This window comes from Streptomyces coeruleofuscus, assembly GCF_039532725.1.
Lineage (GTDB): Bacteria > Actinomycetota > Actinomycetes > Streptomycetales > Streptomycetaceae > Streptomyces > Streptomyces coeruleofuscus.
In genome coordinates this window covers 142,215-160,480 of the sequence record NZ_BAAASE010000016.1, presented here as the reverse complement: position 1 = coordinate 160,480, position 18,266 = coordinate 142,215, and the positions used below count along the sequence as shown (strand labels likewise).

At 71.2% G+C, this 18,266-nt stretch carries 24 protein-coding genes; 13 read left to right on the top strand and 11 right to left on the bottom strand.

The window, feature by feature from the left end; all coding sequences use genetic code 11:
• Positions 1-27: 27 nt before the first annotated feature.
• Positions 28-690 carry a chaplin gene (locus ABFX81_RS39905; RefSeq protein ID WP_346139463.1) on the top strand — a complete coding sequence of 221 codons (663 nt, stop codon included), beginning with the start codon at positions 28-30 and terminating at the stop codon, positions 688-690.
• A gap of 26 nt (positions 691-716) precedes the next feature.
• On the opposite strand, the gene ABFX81_RS39900 is transcribed toward ABFX81_RS39905, so the two are convergent.
• From ABFX81_RS39900 to ABFX81_RS39890, 3 genes are all read right to left on the bottom strand, one after another.
• Positions 717-1,451 (bottom strand): class I SAM-dependent methyltransferase, encoded by a 735-nt coding sequence (locus ABFX81_RS39900; RefSeq protein ID WP_086848911.1) that lies wholly within the window; start codon positions 1,449-1,451, stop codon positions 717-719.
• A 6-nt stretch (positions 1,452-1,457) separates the two neighbouring features.
• Complete coding sequence (locus ABFX81_RS39895) at positions 1,458-2,126, bottom strand: EAL domain-containing protein (protein ID WP_346139462.1); 669 nt, start codon at positions 2,124-2,126, stop codon at positions 1,458-1,460.
• Between the two features lie 151 nt (positions 2,127-2,277).
• Entirely contained in the window at positions 2,278-2,763 is a 486-nt protein-coding gene (locus tag ABFX81_RS39890; protein ID WP_086848915.1) for a deaminase, read from the bottom strand.
• 125 nt (positions 2,764-2,888) lie between these two features.
• Between ABFX81_RS39890 and ABFX81_RS39885 the strand changes: the two genes are divergently transcribed.
• The gene (locus ABFX81_RS39885) at positions 2,889-3,665 is read left to right on the top strand and encodes a GNAT family N-acetyltransferase (protein ID WP_086848917.1); all 777 of its coding nucleotides are present in this window, start codon (positions 2,889-2,891) and stop codon (positions 3,663-3,665) included.
• A gap of 59 nt (positions 3,666-3,724) precedes the next feature.
• Complete coding sequence (locus ABFX81_RS39880; RefSeq protein WP_086848929.1) at positions 3,725-4,648, top strand: NAD-dependent epimerase/dehydratase family protein; 924 nt, start codon at positions 3,725-3,727, stop codon at positions 4,646-4,648.
• Between the two features lie 134 nt (positions 4,649-4,782).
• Here the strand turns inward: ABFX81_RS39880 and ABFX81_RS39875 are convergent, their stop codons facing one another.
• Both ABFX81_RS39875 and ABFX81_RS39870 read right to left on the bottom strand, forming a co-directional pair.
• A complete protein-coding gene (locus tag ABFX81_RS39875; RefSeq protein WP_086848919.1) occupies positions 4,783-5,046 on the bottom strand; it encodes a GlsB/YeaQ/YmgE family stress response membrane protein in 264 nt (87 codons plus the stop codon).
• Positions 5,047-5,171: 125 nt separating this feature from the next.
• The gene (locus tag ABFX81_RS39870; protein ID WP_086848920.1) at positions 5,172-5,612 is read right to left on the bottom strand and encodes an SPW repeat domain-containing protein; all 441 of its coding nucleotides are present in this window, start codon (positions 5,610-5,612) and stop codon (positions 5,172-5,174) included.
• Between the two features lie 226 nt (positions 5,613-5,838).
• Between ABFX81_RS39870 and ABFX81_RS39865 the strand changes: the two genes are divergently transcribed.
• The 5 genes from ABFX81_RS39865 to ABFX81_RS39850 all read left to right on the top strand — a co-directional run bounded on the left by ABFX81_RS39865 (position 5,839) and on the right by ABFX81_RS39850 (position 9,469).
• Positions 5,839-6,015 (top strand): hypothetical protein, encoded by a 177-nt coding sequence (locus ABFX81_RS39865; RefSeq protein WP_184992455.1) that lies wholly within the window; start codon positions 5,839-5,841, stop codon positions 6,013-6,015.
• A gap of 105 nt (positions 6,016-6,120) precedes the next feature.
• Positions 6,121-6,204 carry a putative leader peptide gene (locus ABFX81_RS42330; RefSeq protein WP_356032329.1) on the top strand — a complete coding sequence of 28 codons (84 nt, stop codon included), beginning with the start codon at positions 6,121-6,123 and terminating at the stop codon, positions 6,202-6,204.
• A gap of 188 nt (positions 6,205-6,392) precedes the next feature.
• Positions 6,393-6,947 carry an NADPH-dependent FMN reductase gene (gene ssuE / locus ABFX81_RS39860; RefSeq protein ID WP_086848922.1) on the top strand — a complete coding sequence of 185 codons (555 nt, stop codon included), beginning with the start codon at positions 6,393-6,395 and terminating at the stop codon, positions 6,945-6,947.
• 51 nt (positions 6,948-6,998) lie between these two features.
• Positions 6,999-8,165 (top strand): LLM class flavin-dependent oxidoreductase, encoded by a 1,167-nt coding sequence (locus ABFX81_RS39855; RefSeq protein ID WP_086848925.1) that lies wholly within the window; start codon positions 6,999-7,001, stop codon positions 8,163-8,165.
• Positions 8,166-8,266: 101 nt separating this feature from the next.
• Positions 8,267-9,469 carry a serine hydrolase gene (locus ABFX81_RS39850; RefSeq protein ID WP_086848927.1) on the top strand — a complete coding sequence of 401 codons (1,203 nt, stop codon included), beginning with the start codon at positions 8,267-8,269 and terminating at the stop codon, positions 9,467-9,469.
• On the opposite strand, the gene ABFX81_RS39845 is transcribed toward ABFX81_RS39850, so the two are convergent.
• Entirely contained in the window at positions 9,466-10,530 is a 1,065-nt protein-coding gene (locus ABFX81_RS39845; protein ID WP_346139460.1) for an acyl-CoA dehydrogenase family protein, read from the bottom strand. The two genes, ABFX81_RS39850 and ABFX81_RS39845, sit on opposite strands and share 4 nt — an antisense overlap.
• A gap of 342 nt (positions 10,531-10,872) precedes the next feature.
• Here ABFX81_RS39845 and ABFX81_RS39840 point away from each other — a divergent pair, with 342 nt between their 5' ends.
• Entirely contained in the window at positions 10,873-11,763 is an 891-nt protein-coding gene (locus ABFX81_RS39840; RefSeq protein WP_086855552.1) for a glycoside hydrolase family 19 protein, read from the top strand.
• Between the two features lie 27 nt (positions 11,764-11,790).
• Positions 11,791-12,699, top strand: a complete 909-nt coding sequence (locus ABFX81_RS39835; RefSeq protein WP_346139459.1) for an oxidoreductase — start codon at positions 11,791-11,793, stop codon at positions 12,697-12,699.
• A 4-nt stretch (positions 12,700-12,703) separates the two neighbouring features.
• Here the strand turns inward: ABFX81_RS39835 and ABFX81_RS39830 are convergent, their stop codons facing one another.
• Positions 12,704-13,162, bottom strand: a complete 459-nt coding sequence (locus ABFX81_RS39830) for a pyridoxamine 5'-phosphate oxidase family protein (RefSeq protein WP_086855550.1) — start codon at positions 13,160-13,162, stop codon at positions 12,704-12,706.
• A 61-nt stretch (positions 13,163-13,223) separates the two neighbouring features.
• Positions 13,224-13,619: a tautomerase family protein gene (locus ABFX81_RS39825; protein WP_086855549.1), complete on the bottom strand. Its 396-nt coding sequence runs from the start codon at positions 13,617-13,619 to the stop codon at positions 13,224-13,226.
• 136 nt (positions 13,620-13,755) lie between these two features.
• Here ABFX81_RS39825 and ABFX81_RS39820 point away from each other — a divergent pair, with 136 nt between their 5' ends.
• Both ABFX81_RS39820 and ABFX81_RS39815 read left to right on the top strand, forming a co-directional pair.
• Positions 13,756-14,151, top strand: coding sequence for a VOC family protein (locus tag ABFX81_RS39820; RefSeq protein WP_086855548.1), 396 nt, complete (start codon positions 13,756-13,758; stop codon positions 14,149-14,151).
• A 37-nt stretch (positions 14,152-14,188) separates the two neighbouring features.
• A complete protein-coding gene (locus ABFX81_RS39815) occupies positions 14,189-15,268 on the top strand; it encodes an adenosine deaminase (RefSeq protein ID WP_086855547.1) in 1,080 nt (359 codons plus the stop codon).
• On the opposite strand, the gene ABFX81_RS39810 is transcribed toward ABFX81_RS39815, so the two are convergent.
• Together ABFX81_RS39810 and ABFX81_RS39805 are read right to left on the bottom strand one after the other, a co-directional pair.
• Positions 15,250-15,765 (bottom strand): mycothiol transferase, encoded by a 516-nt coding sequence (locus tag ABFX81_RS39810; RefSeq protein WP_346139458.1) that lies wholly within the window; start codon positions 15,763-15,765, stop codon positions 15,250-15,252. The genes ABFX81_RS39815 and ABFX81_RS39810 overlap by 19 nt on opposite strands.
• Before the next feature lie 41 nt (positions 15,766-15,806).
• A complete protein-coding gene (locus ABFX81_RS39805; RefSeq protein ID WP_086855545.1) occupies positions 15,807-16,778 on the bottom strand; it encodes a LysR substrate-binding domain-containing protein in 972 nt (323 codons plus the stop codon).
• Positions 16,779-16,895: 117 nt separating this feature from the next.
• Between ABFX81_RS39805 and mgrA the strand changes: the two genes are divergently transcribed.
• Positions 16,896-17,888, top strand: a complete 993-nt coding sequence (gene mgrA, locus ABFX81_RS39800) for an L-glyceraldehyde 3-phosphate reductase (RefSeq protein ID WP_086855544.1) — start codon at positions 16,896-16,898, stop codon at positions 17,886-17,888.
• Positions 17,889-17,943: 55 nt separating this feature from the next.
• On the opposite strand, the gene ABFX81_RS39795 is transcribed toward mgrA, so the two are convergent.
• Positions 17,944-18,231, bottom strand: a complete 288-nt coding sequence (locus ABFX81_RS39795) for a DUF1905 domain-containing protein (RefSeq protein ID WP_086604132.1) — start codon at positions 18,229-18,231, stop codon at positions 17,944-17,946.
• Between the last annotated feature and the right edge of the window lie 35 nt (positions 18,232-18,266).

The following is an 18,266-nucleotide window of genomic DNA, read 5'->3' as shown; positions in this document are numbered from 1 at the left end:
CGACGATGTCTGGAAGGCAGGGAACCTATGAAACGGGTTACCCGAAACGGAGTGATCGCCGTCGCCGCCGCCTCTGGCGCGATGGCCCTGACCGTCCCCGCGTACGCCGGCTCCGGGGCGGACGGCTCGGCGGCCGGTTCACCCGGGGCGGTCTCCGGCAACACTGTCCAGCTGCCGGTGCACGTTCCGGTGAACGTGTGCGGGAACACCGTGAACGTGGTGGGGCTCCTCAATCCCGCCGCGGGCAACAGCTGCGCGAACAAGGACGACGGGCGGGCCGGCCGGCCCGGCAAGTCCGGCGGCGCGGTCGCGGAAGGCAGCGGAAAGGATTCACCGGGCGTGGTCTCCGGCAACGGCGTGCAGCTGCCCGTCGACCTGCCGGTCAACGTCACCGGCAACACCGTGAACGTGGTCGGCATCGGCAACGCCTCGACCGGCAACGAGTCCTCGAACACACCGGGCGACCGCCCGGTCCGCCCCCACCACCCACCGGAGCCGGCCTCGAAGCCCCCCACCCCACCCCGGCCTCACCCCGCCCCCGAACAGGCTCCGCACGCCGCCCCCCGTGCCACCGGCGCCTTGGCCCACACAGGCACGGACCACACCCTCCAGGCCGTCGCGGCGAGCGCGGCACTGGTGGCCGGGGGAGTCGTCCTGCGCCGACGGTTCCGCCCGGGGGCGGACGACTGAGGGCGACCATTACGGGAGGCGGCCGATCAGACCGCCTCCGCCACCCCCGTCAGCAGCACCATCCCGGAGTCGCCGTAGGCCGGCAGGGTCGGGTCCGTGTCGATGTGGGTCACGTCCAGGTCGCGGGTCAGGGGGGTGAAGACCTCGGTCACGGTTGCCGGGCCGACCGGGCAGCCGGGCCAGCGGGAGGCCGGGCCGATGCGGTGCGTCGGCATGTTCTCCATGAACGCGGCGACCAGGTGGCCGCCCGGCTCGACGGCGCGGACGAAGGTGCGGCAGAACTCGGCGAACTCGGCGAAGTCCTCCGTCGCGCCCTCGGCGACGAAGTGCATGGAGGCGAGTTCGTACGAGCCGGGAGGCAGGGACCGGACGTCGGCGTGGACGACGTTCACATGCGCCAGCGCCCCGGCCAGGGTCGCCGGTACGTCCGGGTTGAGCCGTCGGCACAGCGCGTGGAAGGGGCGCCAGCTCGCGTCGAGGCGGTGACAGATCTGGTCCTGGAGATAGGCGACGTTGCTCGCGCCCGCCTCCACGGCGTCGATCCTGCGGCTCGCGCCGGACGCGAGGATCAGCGGGTAGAGGTTGGGCCCCGCCCCGAACTCCACCGAGCGGGCGATGGCGCCGGGCGGGAAGCGGCGGTAGAACGCGCTGTGGTGCGCGATGACCGCCGCGTCCGAGGGATGCACCTCGCGGTAGTTCTCGCGCAGGTAGTCGGCGACCGGCCAGCGGTCCCAGTCCACGTCGTCGTTGTGCGTCGTCATGGCCGTCTAGCCCTTCAGCCGCAGCGGAAAACGCTCGGACAGCCGGGTCGGGGTCCCGTTCAGGCGGTCGATGTCGTCGTCGGCGTTGAGCCCCGTGAGCTGGATACGGAAGCCCACCCGGTCACGGGGCACGAGCGGATAGGCGGCGAGCGTCACGTAGATGCCCTCCTCCCACAGGTACGCGGCGACCGCGTCCAGGTCCGCGGGGTTCGCCAGCGGAACGTCCACGATGGGCAGCCGGTCCGTGTTGAGGGTGTCCACTCCCAGACCCTCCAGACGATCGAGCACCCGGACCGTCTTGCGATACAGGTCGGCCCGGAGCGGCAGCTGTTCGTGCGGCCGGCGGACCAGGGCCTCGAACCCGATGACCTCGCCTCCGGTGATGTCCACGACCGGCTGGTAGCGCAGCGCGAACGCCTTGTCGGCGACCGCCTGGGCCAGCGGGGACTGGAGGTCGTGCCGCTCGATCCTGCGGCTGCGCGGCAGCGGCTTGTAGCGGTGCCACTGGGTGGGCCGGTGGACACCGATGCCGGTCACCACGGCGACGACGCCCGAGAGTCCGATGACTGCCCACGGGGCCGGAGCCGCCACCGGGACGGTCATGTAGACGACGATGGCAACCGTGACGAGGGCGATGTGGGCGGCCATCAGCCGACGTGCTGACAGCAACGACATGCGCCTCCCCCCGTCGGGGAGACCGAGGCGTAGGCCTGGTCTGTTGAATTCGATCGTACGTTCGCCCACATCGCCCTGCATCTCGGGCGCCGGTCCCGCGTGGTCCCGGTGGCGGGAGACTGCCGGACAGGCCGGGGGCGACCGGGGTGTCTCAGGAGCGTCCCCGATGGAACCGCACGTGCAACTCCCTCACTCGATCCGTAAGCTCGGGCACCGGGCCGTCCACGACTACGCCCGGTGCGATCTCCTGAACGGGGAGTGTCCGCACCGGCGGGGCGGGGACCCCCAACTCGCTCAGCCAGAACGCGAGTTGCTCCGACGAGGCGACGTAGACGATGCGTCCCAGACCGACCCAGGCGTGCGCGGCGGCACACATCGGGCAGTGCTCGCCGGAGGTGTACACCGTGGCCGCCGCCCGCTCGCCGGGCGTGAGACGGGCAGCCGACCAGCGCGCCAGTGCGAACTCGGGGTGCCGCGTGCGATCGCCCGAGGCCACCCGGTTGTGGTCCTCGCCGAGGACCGTGCCGTCCCCGCCGACCAGGACGGAACCGAACGGCTCGTCCCCGGCCTCGAGCGCCTCGGCCGCGAGCTCCACGCAGCGGCGCAGGTACGGCAGTTCCGTGTCCTTCACGACCATGATGCCGGGGTCCTCTCTGGCGACGACGTGATCGACAGGACTGTACGGCCGCCGGGGCGTACGGCCGCACCGGAAAACGCGTTGCCCGGCCGCCCGGCGCCTGCTGAGGTGTGCCCATGGCTCATATGGATCACACCGCGCTGCTCGCCCTGTTCGACCGTGAGCTGCGCGAGGGGGCGCGGCCGGACGGCCCCGGCGTCCGCGTCGAACGGACCGGCGACGTGGTGCGCCGGATCGCCGGCGCGCAGGGCTGGAACGGCGTCGTGTGGTCCGCTCTCGACGAGGCTGGGGCGGCCGCGGCGATCGCCGAGCAGATCGCCCACTACACCGGACTCGGCGTCGAATTCGAGTGGAAGCTGTACGGGCACGACCGGCCGGCGGATCTCGGGCAGCGGCTGTGTGCGGCCGGGTTCAGGCCCGAACCCGAGGAGACGCTGATGATCGGCGAGATCGGCGAGCTGGCTCTCGACGCCGAACCGCCGCCGGGCATCCGTCTGGAGCCGGTCACCGGCCCGACCGGCGTGGACCTCGTGGCCGACGTCCACGAGAAGGCGTTCGGCACGGACAGCTCCCGGCTGCGCGACGAGCTCCTCGCCCAGCTCTCGGCCGTCCCGGACACCGTCGTCGCCGTCGTGGCGATGGCCGGCGACGAGCCGGTGAGCGCGGCCCGCATGGAACTGGTGCCCGGCACGCGGTTCGCCGGCCTGTGGGGCGGCGGCACCGTCGAGAGCTGGCGCGGCCGCGGTATCTACCGCGCCCTGGTGGCCCACCGCGCCCACGTCGCCGCGGCACGCGGCTACCGCTACCTCCAGGTCGACGCCCTCAGCCAGAGCCGTCCCATCCTGGAACGCCTGGGCTTCACGCCGCTGACCACGACGACGCCGTACGTGTACACGTCGTAGCCGGCCGTCCGCTCTCGCCCGGATGTCACATCCATGCCCGCCCGATCCGTCGCATGGTCATGACGACGATCCAGAAGAACCAGAGCATCCTCCTCGCCGGCGCGAGCGGCGTCCTCGGCCGGCACGTCACCCGCGCCCTGACCGAGGCCGGCCACAAGGTCACCGGACTCGGCAGGAGCCCCGCCAACGGTGTCCGCGCCGACCTCATAGACCGCGACGCGCTGCTGCGCGCCGTCGACGGACACCACTTCGACACCGTGATCCACGCCGCGACCGCGCTGCGCAAGCCCCCCATGCGCGACCGGGACATGTTCGCCACCGACGCGCTGCGCACGGAGGGCACGTCCCACCTCGTCGAAGCCGCCCGGGCCACCGGTGCCCGCCGCTTCGTCGTGGAGTCGATGGTCTTCGGCTACGGCTACGGGGACCACGGCGACCGCCCGGTCACCGAGGACGACCCCTTCGGCCCGCGCGGCAGGACCCCGCAGCTGGAGCGGCACATCGCGGCCATGCGGACCAAGGAGCGGCTCGCCTTCGAGACCGAGGCGCTGGAGGGCATCGCTCTCCGCTTCGGCCTGTTCTACGGCCCCGGCGGCACCGACGCCCTGCTGCCCCTGCTGCGCAGGCGGCAGCTGCCCGTGCCCGCCGACCGCGGCCGGGTACTGCCGTGGGTGGAACTCACCGACGCGGCCCGCGCGGTGGTCGCCGCCGTGGAACGCGGCCGGCCCGGGCAGGCGTACAACATCGCCGACAGCACCCCGCTGGGCCTCCGCGCCCATGTCGAGAGTGTGGCCGGGGCGTTCGGACTGCCGAAGCCGCTGACCGTACCGCTGTGGCTGGTGAAACCCATGTCGTACATGCACACGGTGATGTCGTCGCGACTGATGGTGTCCAGCGCCAAGGCGGAACGCGAGCTGGGCTGGACGCCGCTGTACCCGTCCAGCCGCGAGGGGCTCGTCGCGATGCGGTCGGTGGGCCGCTGATGCGGGCACCCGGGCCCGGCGTGCCGGGCCGCCGGGTCACGGCACGCCGGGTACCGGGTGCCTCCTCGTGTCACGCGCGTGCTGTCACCGCGCCGTGCTGTCACTGTCGTGACGCCGTCGCCGTCCTACGGCGGTCAGCGGCGTGCCTTCGAGCGGTCCAGCGCGGCCACGCCGAGCGCGGCGAGACCGATCTGGATGAGCCACTCGACCCAGTCGACGCCGTTGGTGTCGGCGACGTCGAACGCGGCGGCGATCGCGGAGCCGACCAACGCGGCGATGATGCCGACGAGGATCGTCCACAGGATTCCGATCCGCTGACGGCCCGGGACCACGAGCCGGCCCAGGACGCCGATGACGATGCCGATCACGATGGCACTGATGATGCCGTCGATCTCCATCTCCGCCCCTTCTCCTCAGGACCCCCGCTGAAGTGCTTGTGCCCTCTGCCGGCCGCGACACTCCGGTGCGGACATGGAGAGGCCGGTCCGGGGCGCGGACCGGCCTTCGGCATGTTCCGGTGGGTCTAGGACCTCTTGGAGGCCTTCGCCGCCGTGCCGGCGCACACCAGCCCCAGAATCACGGCCAGTGCACCGATGATGATGTTGTTCCACACGACCCCGGCGTCCGGGCTCTCGCCGACGACCCACGGCGAGATGATCATCCACACCCCGAGTGCGCACATGGCCCAGCTCAGGCCGTACATGCGCTCCGGAGCGCGAGTGAACCCGAGCGCCAGGAGGCCGATCGCGATGCCCATGATCAGGTTGTGTGTCACGAGCGGCGGCTGGCTGGTCGTGTAGTGGACTATCCACGGGGAGGCCGCGCAGTACAGGCCGAGCAGGAACACCGGTCCGTCCACGAGCGCCACATCGCGACCACCGAGCACGCGGGCGTACCGATCCCGCATCTCGGAGGCATCAGGGTGGCTGGTTATGTCACCTCTGGTGGGCGAGACGTTGGCCATGATTCGTCTCCTTCGTCTTGCAGGGCGACCGCGTCTGGTGGGGTATGCGGTAAGCGCCGCGTAAGTTCATTCTGCGCTTACTTTTCCTTTATGTGTAGAGGTTGGGGGAGGCGTGAACTTCTACCGGGCGGTACATGTCCAGGCGGATCGGGGGCAAGCGGATGTGTACGACAGTGACCGATCGACGTCGCCGGGAGGCGGCGCGGGACAGGGGAGGGCAGCGGACGTGTCTGCGGCCATCGACGCGAAGGTGTTGGAGCGGTTCCCGGCGGGATCTCCGCGCGGATCATGGCCGGCGGAGGAGTACGCGGCGCGCCGCCGCGCCGAGGGCGAGCCGGCCACCGTCGTGATGGACCTGGAGTCGGACGCCTTCCTCGTGGTGGTTCCGTCGGACGACGACTGAATTCCAGGGTCCAGAAATCCAAGGTCCCGAAATTCAGGGTCCGGGATACGAGACGGGCCGCGATCTCCTTGACGGCCGTCGTCTTCCACTGCCACGATCCATGGCATGACCATGCGACTGGACCTCACGCGGCGACGCCATGTCGACCTCGCGCGCGTCTCCAGCGCTTCCTGTTGCGCCGCAGCCTGAGTCTCCCGGCTCGCCGCTTCTCCCCACCGCCGTAATCGCCGTCGGCTGATCAAAGTCGCCGACGGCACGTCATGCGCGGTGCCTTTTCCTCACGCCTGAATTCCGCAATCAGTCACGCCCGTTGAGTGCGGCGTCCCCGAATTCGGCGTTGCCACGCGCAGTCGCGCCTTCTCCCGGAAAGAGACCCCATGGCCACCGTCCTGTCCGTCTCCGGCAGCCCCTCCGCTTCCTCCCGCACCAGCCGACTACTGCGCCACCTGGACGAGCGGCTGTCCGCACAGGGCCATGACGTGATCCCCCTCGACGTTCGCTCCATCCCCGCCGAGGCGCTGCTCGGCGCGGACTTCCGGCACCCCGCGATCGTCGAGGCCACCGACCTGTTCGCACGTGCCGACGGCGTCGTCGTCGGCACCCCCGTCTACAAGGCCTCCTACTCCGGTGTCCTCAAGGCGCTGCTGGACCTGCTCCCGCAGTACGCACTCACCGGGAAGACCGTGCTGCCGCTGGCCACCGGCGGCAGCATCGCCCATGTCCTGGCCATCGACTACGCCCTGCGCCCGGTGCTCACCTCCATGGGTGCGGCCCACATAGTGCAGGGCTGGTTCACCCTCGACAAGGACATCACCGTGCACGACGACGGATTCCTGTCCGTCGCGCCGGCCGCCACCGAGGCGCTCGCCCAGGTCGTCGACCAGTTCTCCGCGGCGCTCGACCGCACCCCGCTCCTGGCCGTGGCGGGCTGACACCCGCCGGCCGCCGCGCCGACGAACGTTCCACATCGATCGGAGATCTCCGTGTCCCTCACCTTCCACTGGTTCCTGCCCACCAACGGCGACAGCCGCCATGTCGTCGGCGGCGGCCACGGCACCCCGGCCACCGCATCCGGCCGGGACCGGCCGCCGACGGTCGCCTACCTGAGCCAGATCGCCCGCGCCGCAGAGGAGGTGGGCTTCGCCGGGGCCCTCACACCCACCGGCGCCTGGTGCGAGGACGCGTGGCTCACCACGGCCATGGTCAGCCAGCACACCGAACGCCTGAAATTCCTCGTCGCCTTCCGGCCAGGACTGATCTCGCCCACCCTGGCCGCGCAGATGGCCTCCACCTTCCAGCGGCAGACCGGCGGACGGCTGCTCCTCAACGTCGTCACCGGCGGCGAGAACCAGGAACAGCGCGCCTTCGGCGACTTCCTGGACAAGGACAGCCGGTACCGCCGGACCGGCGAATTCCTGCACATCGTAAGGGAGTTGTGGCAGGGCGGGACCGTCGACCTGCACGGTGAGCACCTCCGGGTGCAGGGCGCGAAACTCTCCCGCGTGCCCGACCCCGTTCCCCAGGTGTACTTCGGCGGCTCCTCGCCCGTCGCCGGTGAGATCGCCGCCCGGCACGCCGACGTCTACCTCACCTGGGGTGAGCCGCCCGCCCAGGTCGCCGAGAAGCTCGACCGGATCCGTTCGCTGGCCGCCGCGGAGGGCCGCACCCTCCGCTTCGGCATCCGGCTGCACGTCATCACCCGCGACACCGCCGAGCAGGCCTGGGCGGAGGCGAACCGGCTGCTGGACGGATTCGACCCGGAGACCGTGGCGTCGGTGCAGGCCGGGCTCGCCCGCAGCGAGTCCGAGGGCCAGCGGCGCATGCTCGCCCTGCACGGCGGCGGCAGCCGCGAGCGCCTGGAGATCCACCCCAACCTGTGGGCCGGCATCGGCCTGGTGCGCGGAGGCGCGGGCACCGCCCTGGTCGGCAGTCACGACGAGGTCGCCGAGCGGATCAAGGAGTACCAGGCCCTCGGTATCGACGAGTTCATCCTCTCCGGCTATCCCCACCTGGAGGAGGCGTACTGGTTCGGCGAGGGCGTGCTTCCGCGCCTCGCCGCACAAGGGCTGTGGCGGCACCCCGCGGACAAGGACGCCATCGCGCCCACCGCACCCGCCGAACCCGCCGTGCTCGCGCCCTTCGCGAGTTAGACCTCAGCCTCCCGCCCAACGATCAACCCAGAAGCCCGCGTTGGGCGTCATCCGCACCGAGGGGCAAGCCCTGCCCCTCGGTGAACGGGAGGCACACACCCATGAAGCAGCGGGCTTCACGCACCGTCTCATTCGGCCTGGCCGTGGCGTTGTCCGCCGGAACGGCGGCACTCGCCCCGTCCGCACACGCGGCACAGCCGCACCGCGACCACGAGGCGACCCGGATCGCGCTGCGCGACCTGGTCGACAAGGGCGGACTGCCCGGAGTGGCCGCCAAGGTTCGCACCAGCAAGGGGAGTTGGCGCGCCGAGGTCGGTCACGCCGACACCGCCACGGGCCGCGAGCGTTCCCCCCGCGACCACTTCCGAGGGGCCAGCATCACCAAGACCTTCGTGGCGACCGTTCTGCTCCAGCTGGAGGCCGAAGGCAGACTGAGCCTGGACGACACGGTGGAGCGATGGCTGCCGGGCCTGGTGCGGGGCAACGGCTACGACGGCGACAAGATCACTCTGCGGCAGCTCCTCAACCACACCAGCGGTATCGCCAACTACACCGACGATCCCGCGTTCGTGCACGACGCCGCCGGCCCCGGGTTCCCGGAGCACCGGTACGACACGCACACGCCCGAGGAACTCGTGGCGATCGCGCTGAAGTACCCGCCGCTGCCCGATCCGGAGACGGCGCCGGTGTACTCGAACACCAACTTCGTCATCGCCGGGATGGTCATCGAGAAGGCGACGGGCCGCTCGTACGCGCAGGAGATCACCCGCCGTATCATCCGGCCGCTGAAGCTGCGCGGCACGTCGTTCCCCGGCACGTCACCCCACATGCCGAAACCCCACCCCGTCGGCTACTCCCGGCTGCACCAGGACGCCCCGGACGCCCCGATCCATGACGCCACCGAACAGAACATGACCTGGCTGGGCGCGGCCGGCGATGTCATCTCCACCAGCGGTGACCTCAACCACTTCCAGAGGGCTTTGATCAAGGGCGAGCTGCTGCCGCCGAAGCAGATGGCGCAGATGCTCGACGAGGTTCCCGCGGGGGGCGGGCTCGGGTACGGACTCGGAGTCGAGTTCGCGCAACTGTCCTGCGGCGTGAAGGTCGTGGGCAAGAGCGGCCGCACCAACGGCTCCCTGTCCGCGATGGTCGGCACGCAGGACGGGAAGCACCAGCTGACGTTCAACATCAACGGTGACTGGCTCCCGGACCCGTCGCTCTACATCAACGTGATCGAAGCGGAGTTCTGCGGCAGCGTCCCGTCCCCCACGGACAAGCCGTCGGTGCTGCCCCGCCTCGACTAGCCGGACGCCAGCGCGTCGAGGTGCGTCCGGCGTGCCTCGGCCGTCTGGGCCTGCACGAGCAGGAACATCCCCTCGCGTGCCAGCCGCTGCGCCCGGCTGTCCAGGGCCATGGACCGGCCGCCTCCGGCCACGATCGCGGCGGTCGTGGCCGCCCGCAGCACGTCGTACGCCCGTGTCTTCAGCGCCAGGCGTTCCGGCACGCACTCATGCGGGACGGGGTGGTCGGCCAGGGCGTAGGCCTCCCGCCGGACCTCGCCGAGCCGGGCCCGCAGCGCCCGGGCCGGCTCCCGGCCGTCCGGGGTGTCCGCCACCAGGTCGAGCGCCGCGCTCGCCACACCGAACACGGCCGGACTGGTGTTGGCGGCCCTGGGAAGATCGACCAGCGCGAACTGCTCCTGAGGGGTGCGCAGCACGACGGCGTCCTCCGGCGCCCACAGGCCGTCCAGCTCCAGGGAGACCGTGCGGGCGGCGGTGAGGGCCGCGAGCCGCAACGGCGCCGACGGACGCATCCCCGGCTGTTCGCGGGCATCGGCGACGACGAACACCACCTCGGCCGCGTCCGTCACGCCCGCCAGCAGCATCACGTCGTTCAGACCCCAGCCCGTGTACCAGGGCACCGTGCCCTCGAAGCGCCAGCCGCCCCGCTCGGGCACGGCTCGCACGGGCACGCGGGGAAAGGCACGGACGTGCGCGTACGCGATGCCGGCCAGCGACTCGCCGGTCGCCAGGGGGCGCAGCAGCTTCTCCCGGACCGGTGAGTCGTATGTGGCGAGCAGCTTCACCGGAGTGTGGTGCTGTGTCTGCACGAACCATGTGGAACAGCACGCCCCGGCCAGGATCTCCGCGACCTCCCGCGCCACGGCGGCGGGCGCGTTGGCCCCGCCGTACTCCTCCGGCGCGCCCAGCCCGAGCAGGCCCGACCGCCTCACCGCCTCGATGTGGCTCGTCGGCACCCCCTCCTGGTCGACGCGCTCGGCGTGCGGGACGAGGAGATCGTGCGCCAGCCGCTGTGCGCGGGTGACGAGGGGGTGGGGCGGGGAGGCGAGGGATGCGGAGCTCATGGGAGGAATTCTCGCGCTCCCGTGGCCCGGGGTGTCGATCCCAGAGTGTGTCGTTGGACCGACCCGGTCAACGATGTGCCAGCCCGTGACCCCCTGCACGACGCCCAGGTCCACCCCTCGACGTGGCCGGCGACCTCGCCGGGCGCACCCGAGCGGTCCCGTGCGCGGATGACTGGTCTACACCCTTGACTGGTACAGACCAACGCGGTTGAGTGTGCCTCCGACAACCCCCCACCACGGCCGCGCCCACGCCGTGACCGGTCCTCCCGGTGCGTGCGGTGAAGGCTCTGCTCCGCCCTGCCCGCGACGGGTGCGGCCGTGTCCCGCAAAGGAGTTGATCCCGTGTCGAGACGCCGTGTCTCCGCCGTCCTGGCCGCCCTCGCCCTCGCGGGCACCGCGCCGGTGCTCCTGCCCGCCACCAGCGCCTCCGCCGCCGCGTGCTCCAGCTATCCCAACTGGGTCGCCGGGAAGTCGTACGCCGCCGGCGACATCGTTCGCTACACCGACGGCAAGGCGTACATAGCCGAGCACGCCAACCCGGGCTACGACCCGACCATCAGCACCTGGTACTGGGAGCCCTACGCCTGCGACAGCGGTCCGGGCACACCCGACGCGCGCTTCGTCGTGACCGAGGCGCAGTTCAACCAGATGTTCCCGAACCGGAATCGCTTCTACACCTACAGCGGTCTCACCGCGGCCCTGAGCGCCTACCCCGGTTTCGCCAACACCGGCAGCGACACGGTGAAGAAGCAGGAAGCCGCCGCTTTCCTCGCCAACGTCAGCCACGAGACCGGCGGTTTGGTCCACGTGGTGGAGCAGAACACCGCCAACTACCCGCACTACTGCGACTGGAGCCGCCCCTACGGCTGTCCGGCCGGCCAGGCCGCCTACTACGGGCGCGGCCCGATCCAGCTCAGCTGGAACTTCAACTACAAGGCCGCGGGCGACGCGCTCGGCATCGACCTGCTGAACAACCCCTGGCTGGTCCAGAACGACGCGGCCGTCGCCTGGAAGACGGCCCTGTGGTACTGGAACACCCAGACCGGCCCCGGCACCATGACCCCGCACAACGCCATGGTGAACGGCGCCGGATTCGGCCAGACCATCCGCAGCATCAACGGCTCCCTGGAGTGCGACGGCAAGAACCCGGCGCAGGTGCAGAGCCGTGTGAACAACTACCAGCGGTTCACGCAGATCCTCGGAACGTCACCCGGCGGAAACCTCTACTGCTGACGGCGAGGCCTGTGTGAGACTCCACCGATGAGCTCACAGACGATCACTGCGGACGCCGCGGGGACCTGGAAACTCGGCGACCTGCCCGTCCACCGCCTCGGCTTCGGCGCGATGCGGCTGACGGGCAGCGCCGCCTTCCATCTCGGCGCTCCGAGTGACCGCGACCGGTCGATCGCCGTTCTGCGCGAGGCGATCGACCTGGGCGTGAACCACATCGACACGGCCGCCTTCTACTTCTCGTCGCTGCGCTCCGCCAACGAACTCATCAACAGCGCGCTGGCGCCGTACCCCGACGACCTGGTCATCGTCACCAAGGTGGGCCCGTACCGGACCTGGTCGGGGGAGTGGGGCACCTCGGCCCGCCCCGAGGACCTGCGCGCCCACGTCGAGGAGAACCTGCGCCAGCTCGGCCGCGACCACCTGGACGTGGTCAACCTGCGCCGGATGCCTTCCTACGACTCGATCGCCGAGCACTTCGGCGCCCTCGCCGAACTGCGCGAGGCGGGCCTGATACGCCACCTGGGGATCTCCAACGTCGAGCCCCGCCACCTCGCCGAGGCGCAGGCCATCGCGCCGGTGGTCTGCGTGCAGAACCGGTACGCCCTCGACCGCCCCGACCCCGCCACCGACGAACTGCTGCGGATCTGCGGCGAACAGGGCATCGCGTTCGTGCCGTTCTACGCCGTCGCCGGCGAGGGCGGTGAGCGCGGCGCCAGCACCACCCATGACGAGGAGGTGCGCGCCGTGGCCCGCGCCCACGGCGCGAGCCCCGCGCAGATCCGCATCGCCTGGACCCTGCACCAGGGCCCGCATGTGCTCGCCATCCCCGGCACCGGCAACCCCGACCACCTCGTGGAGAACGTGGCGGCGGGCGCCATCCGCCTCACGGACGGGGAACTGGACCGGCTGAACGCGCCGCGCCGAAAGGCCGGTTGACCGGTCAGACCACCCAGGCACCGTCCCGCATGAGATGCCGGCGCGGCAGCTCGTGCTCCTCGCACCACGCCTGCACCGCGCTCGGCCGCACCCGGAAGAACGCGTACGACGCGTGGTCCTCGCGCGGATCCCAGCCGGTCTTCGCGCGGAACGCCTCGGCCGCCTTCGACGGCACCTCCGGGGTCGTGAACGTCTCCACGTCACCGTCGACGAGCACGACGTCCCGGGTGTCCCCCAAGGCCAGCCGGGCCCGTCGGCCGTCCCGCAGATTGCGGCCCGTGGGATTGGTCAGCCGTGTGCACAGCCACACGGCCTGGTCGTGCCACACGAACCAGAGCGGAACCAGGCACGGCATGCCTTCGGTGTCCGCCGTGGCGACCCAGATGTCGATCTCCCGCTCCAGACGGTGCAGGAGGTCCGCCTTGCGCTGCTCGGGCATGCGGGGTGGCTCGGTGATCTTCATGCCCCGGACGCTAATGGGTAGCCGGGCGGACCGCCTCGGGCTGAGGGCGTAGACCGTGGACCTAGGCCCGCGGGGCGCCCAGGTACTGCGCCCGCCCCTCTCCGAGCGACCAGTCGGCCGGTCCGTTCTCCGTCAGGACGATGAACACGTTCCGCGGTTCCGTGCCGGCGTAGGCGTGCGCGAGCTCGGCGATCCTCCGGTACAGCGCCTGCTTCCGCGCGGGCGTGCGACCGGAGCGCAGCGTGATCGCGACGTACGCGATGCCGTCGTCGCGGCGCACGCCGAGGTAGTCGTCGTAGCGGAGGGTGCTGCTCGCGCCGTCGTGGTCCACCAGGACCTGGAAGCGGTCGTCGGGTGGGATGCCGATCGTTTCGACGAGGGCGTCGTGGACGGCGCGGCCGAGTGCGGCGAGTCGCTCGGGGCCGGCCCGGAGCGTGTCTATGCGGACGAAGGGCATGGGTCTCCCCGGAGTCGCAGGGTGATTTCCCCGTGAGTGTACATACTAGTAGGTACAGAACTCTTCTCGCGCTGTTTGCGCCCCATGCGTGTTACGTATAACCTCACCCGTCAACCACACGCTCCGAAAGGCCCTGATGCGACGTATCGCCCTGGTCACCCTCGTCGTCGGCGACTACGACGAGGCGATCCGCTTCTACACCGAGGCTCTCGGGTTCCGGCTCGCCGAGGACACTCCCCGGCCCGGCGGGTCGCGCTGGGTCGTCGTCGAACCCGGGACTCCGGGCGCCGGCAGCGGTCTGCTGCTCGCCCGTGCCGAGGGGGAGACGCAGGCCGGCCGGGTCGGGGACCAGACCGGCGGACGGGTCGGGTTCTTCCTGCACACCGACGACTTCGCCCGGGACCACGCCCGGATGACCGCCGCGGGCGTCACGTTCCTGGAGGAGCCGCGGCACGAGCCGTACGGAACCGTCGCCGTCTTCCAGGACCTGTACGGCAACCGCTGGGACCTGCTCCAGCCCGCCACCGATTGAACACCCGACTAGAACGCACCTCCCGAGGAACACGCACATGACCGCGCCCCGCATCGACACCGACACCCTCCGCCGGCTGCCCAAGGCCGTGCTGCACGACCACCTCGACGGCGGCCTGCGCCCCGCCACCGTGGTGGAGCTCGCGGACGCGGTCGGCCACACCCTGCCCACCACCGACCCCGCCGAACTCGCCGCCTGGTACTACGAGGCCGCGAACTCCGGCGACCTGGTGCGCTACATAGCCACCTTCGAGCACACCCTCGCCGTGATGCAGACCCGCGAGGGCCTGCTGCGCACCGCCGAGGAGTACGTGCTCGACCTCGCCGCGGACGGTGTCGTCTACGGCGAGGTGCGCTACGCCCCGGAGCTGATGGTGAAGGGCGGGCTGGCCCTGCTCGAGGTCGTCGAGACCGTGCAGGAGGGGCTCGCGGCCGGCATGGCCAAGGCGGCGGCCGCGGGCACGCCCGTGCGGGTCGGGACGCTGCTGTGCGGGATGCGGATGTTCGACCGCAGCCGGGAGATCGCCGACCTGGTCGTGGCGTTCCGGGACGCCGGTGTCGTCGGCTTCGACATCGCCGGCGCCGAGGACGGCTTCCCGCCCGCCGACCACCTCGAGGCCTTCGAGCACCTGCGCCGCGAGAACGTGCCGTTCACCATCCACGCCGGTGAAGCGCACGGCCTGCCCAGCATCCACCAGGCGCTTCAGGTGTGCGGCGCCCAGCGCATCGGGCACGGCGTGCGCATCACCGACGACATCCCCGACCTCGCCGCGGGCAAGCTCGGCCGTCTCGCGGGCTGGGTGCGGGACCGGCGTGTCGCCCTGGAGATGTGCCCGACCTCCAACCTCCAGACCGGTGCCGCGAGCTCCATCGCCGAGCACCCGATCACCGCGCTGAAGGACCTCGGCTTCCGCGTCACCCTGAACACCGACAACCGGCTCGTGTCGGGCACCACGATGACCCGTGAGATGTCCCTGCTGGCCGAGCAGGCGGGCTGGACCGTCGAGGACCTGCGCACGGTCACGGTGAATGCCCTGAAGAGCGCGTTCCTCCCGTTCGACGAGCGGAACGCGCTCATCCGGGACGTGGTCCTGCCCGGCTACGAGGCCGCGCTCTGAAGGAGTCCTCGCAGGTAGGCGGCCTGTCCGATGTGCTGGAGATCGTCGGACAGGACGCTGACCAGCCGTACGCCCAGGGTGACCGGCGGGTCCCAGCGTTCGTCGACGACGCGCTCCAGATCCTTGGCCGCAAGGCCGCGCAGCGCGTCGAGGGTCTGCGCGTGCACCGCGTCGTGGTAGCCGGTCAGCAGGTCGCCGGAGTCGACCCGGACCTTGGCGACCTTCGCGGGGCTGTGGCCGTAGCCCGTGTCGTGACGGGGCAGACCGAGGCCGAAGCGTTTCTCCCAGTCCTGGGACAGCCACACCTGGTCGAGCTCGAAGGCGTCGGCGACGTGGTCGTCCTGGACGCGCGTGAGGTGCCAGACCAGCCAGGCGATGGAGTTGGTGTCGGGGGAGGGGCGGGCGCTCAGTTCGTCGGGCCCGAGGCCCTCCACGGTGGCGTGGACTTCTTCCCGGATGCGGTTGTAGCCGTCGATGAGGATGTCCTTCGCATGCATGGCTCCACCATCGCGCATCACCGCGTCTCGTGCGTCCCGGTTCACACGCCACTGGTCTCGGCTTGCACGCCTGCGGTCCCCGGCGACGCGCCCGTGGTCCCCGCTGACGCGCCTGTGGCGGTTCCGGGCGAGGCCCCCGAGGCCTCCAGCAGCGCCATCAGCGCCCGGGCCGCCGGGCTGGTGGCCTGCCGGGGCGGCAGCAGGGCCACCGTCTCGTAGACCGCCTCGCCGGTGCCCTTCACCGGCAGCGCGGTCAGGGAGGCCCGTTTGTGCGCGAAGTGCCGCGGCACGACGGCGACGCCGAGGTTCTCGTCGACCAGGTCGAGCAGGGTGTGCACGTCGTTCACCTCCAGGGCCACGGTCCGCCGTACGCCCGCGGCGGCGAACACTGTGTCGGTGGTGCGGCGCGGCCCCCAGTCCGGGTGGAAGTCGACGAACACCTCCCCGCCCAGCTCCTCCGGCGTGACGGCCGCACCGGCCGCGGCGAGCCGGTGACTGGCGTGGCACAGCAGCGTCATCGGCTCGCTGGTCAACGGCACCGACCGCAGCTGGTCGCTGTCCGCCTGCGTCCGCACGGCGAACGCCAGGTCGAGCCGCCCGGCCGCGACGTCCTCCGCGAGCGCGCCCGACCCTGCCTGCCGCAGACAGATCTCCACGTCCGGATGCCGGTGCCGGAAAGTGGCGAGCAGTCCCGCGAGATGCACCCCGGCGATGCACTGCTCGCTGCCGAGCGCGAGCATGCCGCGCAGTACGCCCTGCACCGCCGCCACCGCCTCGTGGGCAGCCCGCACCTGCGCCAGGATCCGCTCCGCCTCACCGAGCAGCGCCCGCCCGGCCGGGGTGAGCGTCACCCGGCGGGTCGTGCGCACGAACAGTGGCGTCTGGAGCTCCCGCTCCAGCGCCCGGATCGAGGCCGACAGGCCGGACTGGGACACCAGGAGCCGCTCCGCCGCCCGGGTGAAGTGCTGGTCCTCGGCGACCGCGACGAAGTGCTGCAAGTGGCGCAGTTCCATGACTGAGAAGCGTAGCCGCTGAATTCCATCGGATTCTTCTGTTGGACGCATGGGAGCAGGTCACGACAGAGTGGACACCGGTTTCCTCCCGACCGAGCCAACCCCTCTGGAGTCGCGTTGTACACCGCACACCCCGACCGCTACGCGGACATGCCCTACCGGCGCACCGGACGCAGCGGCCTGAAGCTCCCCGCGCTCTCGCTCGGCCTGTGGCACAACTTCGGCCCGGACCGGCCGGTCGAGACGCAGCGCGCCATCCTGCGCCGCGCCTTCGACCTCGGCGTCACCCACTTCGACCTCGCCAACAACTACGGCCCGCCGCCCGGCGCCGCCGAGTCCGCGCTGGGCGAGTTCCTGAAGTCGGACTTCGCGGCCTACCGCGACGAGCTGGTCATCTCGACCAAGGCCGGCTATCTGATGTGGCCGGGCCCGTACGGCGAATGGGGTTCGCGCAAGTACGTGCTGTCCTCGCTGGACCAGAGCCTGAGGCGGATGGGCCTGGACTACGTCGACATCTTCTACTCGCACCGCCCCGACCCGGAGACTCCGCTGGAGGAGACGATGGGCGCGCTGCACTCGGCGGTGCAGCAGGGCAAGGCGCTGTACGTCGGCATCTCCAACTACTCCGCGGAGCAGACCCGCGAGGCCGCCCGCATCCTGGGCGAGCTGGGCACCCCGCTCCTCATCCACCAGCCGCGCTACTCGATGCTGGACCGCCGCCCCGAGGACGAGGGCCTGCTGGACGCCCTCGACGAGCTCCAGGTCGGTTCCATCGTCTTCTCCCCGCTGGAGCAGGGCCTGCTCTCCGCCCGCTACCTCGACGGCATCCCGGAGGGCTCCCGGGCCGCGAGCGACAGCCCCTTCCTGAACTCCGACGCGGTCACCGAGGAGCTGGTGGGCCGGCTGCGCGACCTGAACGACATCGCCAAGACACGCGGCCAGACCCTCGCCCAGATGGCGCTGGCCTGGGTGCTGCGCGGCGGCCGGGTCACCTCCGCGCTGGTCGGCGCGAGCAGCCCGCAGCAGCTGGAGGACAGCGTCGGGGCCATCGGCAACCTGGACTTCGACGCGGACGAGCTGGCCCGTATCGACGCGATCGTCAAGCAGTAGCCGTGCCCCGCCTTCCCGGGGGCGGCGACCGCCCCCGGGACAGGCTCCAGGATTCCTAGGAACCGATCCGCTCCTCCAGGCGCACCGTCACCGTGTCGCCCTCCTCCTTGCCGATGGCCTTGCGGACGTCGGCCTTCACGGGCAGCTTGTGCGTGCCGTCGCCCAGTGCCATGAACGAGCTGCGGAAGGGGTGCCCGTCGATCGTCCCGCGGACCTTGACCAGGCCGCGGGTGCCGAAGAACTCGACGGACCGGGGCCAGACCAGATAGGTCCAGCCGCCCTCGGCGGGGCTCTTGCGCAGGACCGCGGTGAATTCCGCGTCCAGTTTTCCGGTCGTGGCCATCGTGTCCTCCGGTGTTCGGTCGCCTCTCACACACC

Bases quoted from the DNA above. Each gene is read 5' to 3' on its own strand.
- ABFX81_RS39895 (WP_346139462.1), bottom strand. From the start codon at position 2,126: ATGTCGTTGCTGTCAGCACGTCGGCTGATGGCCGCCCACATCGCCCTC.
- ABFX81_RS42330 (WP_356032329.1), top strand. From the start codon at position 6,121: ATGACCATGCGACTGGACCTCACGCGGCGACGCCATGTCGACCTCGCG.
- ssuE (WP_086848922.1), top strand. From the start codon at position 6,393: ATGGCCACCGTCCTGTCCGTCTCCGGCAGCCCCTCCGCTTCCTCCCGC.
- ABFX81_RS39830 (WP_086855550.1), bottom strand. From the start codon at position 13,162: ATGAAGATCACCGAGCCACCCCGCATGCCCGAGCAGCGCAAGGCGGAC.
- ABFX81_RS39820 (WP_086855548.1), top strand. From the start codon at position 13,756: ATGCGACGTATCGCCCTGGTCACCCTCGTCGTCGGCGACTACGACGAG.
- ABFX81_RS39870 (WP_086848920.1), bottom strand. From the start codon at position 5,612: ATGGCCAACGTCTCGCCCACCAGAGGTGACATAACCAGCCACCCTGAT.
- ABFX81_RS39825 (WP_086855549.1), bottom strand. From the start codon at position 13,619: ATGCCCTTCGTCCGCATAGACACGCTCCGGGCCGGCCCCGAGCGACTC.
- ABFX81_RS39875 (WP_086848919.1), bottom strand. From the start codon at position 5,046: ATGGAGATCGACGGCATCATCAGTGCCATCGTGATCGGCATCGTCATC.
- ABFX81_RS39835 (WP_346139459.1), top strand. From the start codon at position 11,791: ATGAGCTCACAGACGATCACTGCGGACGCCGCGGGGACCTGGAAACTC.
- ABFX81_RS39890 (WP_086848915.1), bottom strand. From the start codon at position 2,763: ATGGTCGTGAAGGACACGGAACTGCCGTACCTGCGCCGCTGCGTGGAG.
- ABFX81_RS39795 (WP_086604132.1), bottom strand. From the start codon at position 18,231: ATGGCCACGACCGGAAAACTGGACGCGGAATTCACCGCGGTCCTGCGC.
- ABFX81_RS39810 (WP_346139458.1), bottom strand. From the start codon at position 15,765: ATGCATGCGAAGGACATCCTCATCGACGGCTACAACCGCATCCGGGAA.
- ABFX81_RS39805 (WP_086855545.1), bottom strand. From the start codon at position 16,778: ATGGAACTGCGCCACTTGCAGCACTTCGTCGCGGTCGCCGAGGACCAG.
- ABFX81_RS39900 (WP_086848911.1), bottom strand. From the start codon at position 1,451: ATGACGACGCACAACGACGACGTGGACTGGGACCGCTGGCCGGTCGCC.
- ABFX81_RS39815 (WP_086855547.1), top strand. From the start codon at position 14,189: ATGACCGCGCCCCGCATCGACACCGACACCCTCCGCCGGCTGCCCAAG.
- ABFX81_RS39845 (WP_346139460.1), bottom strand. From the start codon at position 10,530: ATGAGCTCCGCATCCCTCGCCTCCCCGCCCCACCCCCTCGTCACCCGC.
- ABFX81_RS39905 (WP_346139463.1), top strand. From the start codon at position 28: ATGAAACGGGTTACCCGAAACGGAGTGATCGCCGTCGCCGCCGCCTCT.
- ABFX81_RS39880 (WP_086848929.1), top strand. From the start codon at position 3,725: ATGACGACGATCCAGAAGAACCAGAGCATCCTCCTCGCCGGCGCGAGC.
- ABFX81_RS39850 (WP_086848927.1), top strand. From the start codon at position 8,267: ATGAAGCAGCGGGCTTCACGCACCGTCTCATTCGGCCTGGCCGTGGCG.
- ABFX81_RS39885 (WP_086848917.1), top strand. From the start codon at position 2,889: ATGGATCACACCGCGCTGCTCGCCCTGTTCGACCGTGAGCTGCGCGAG.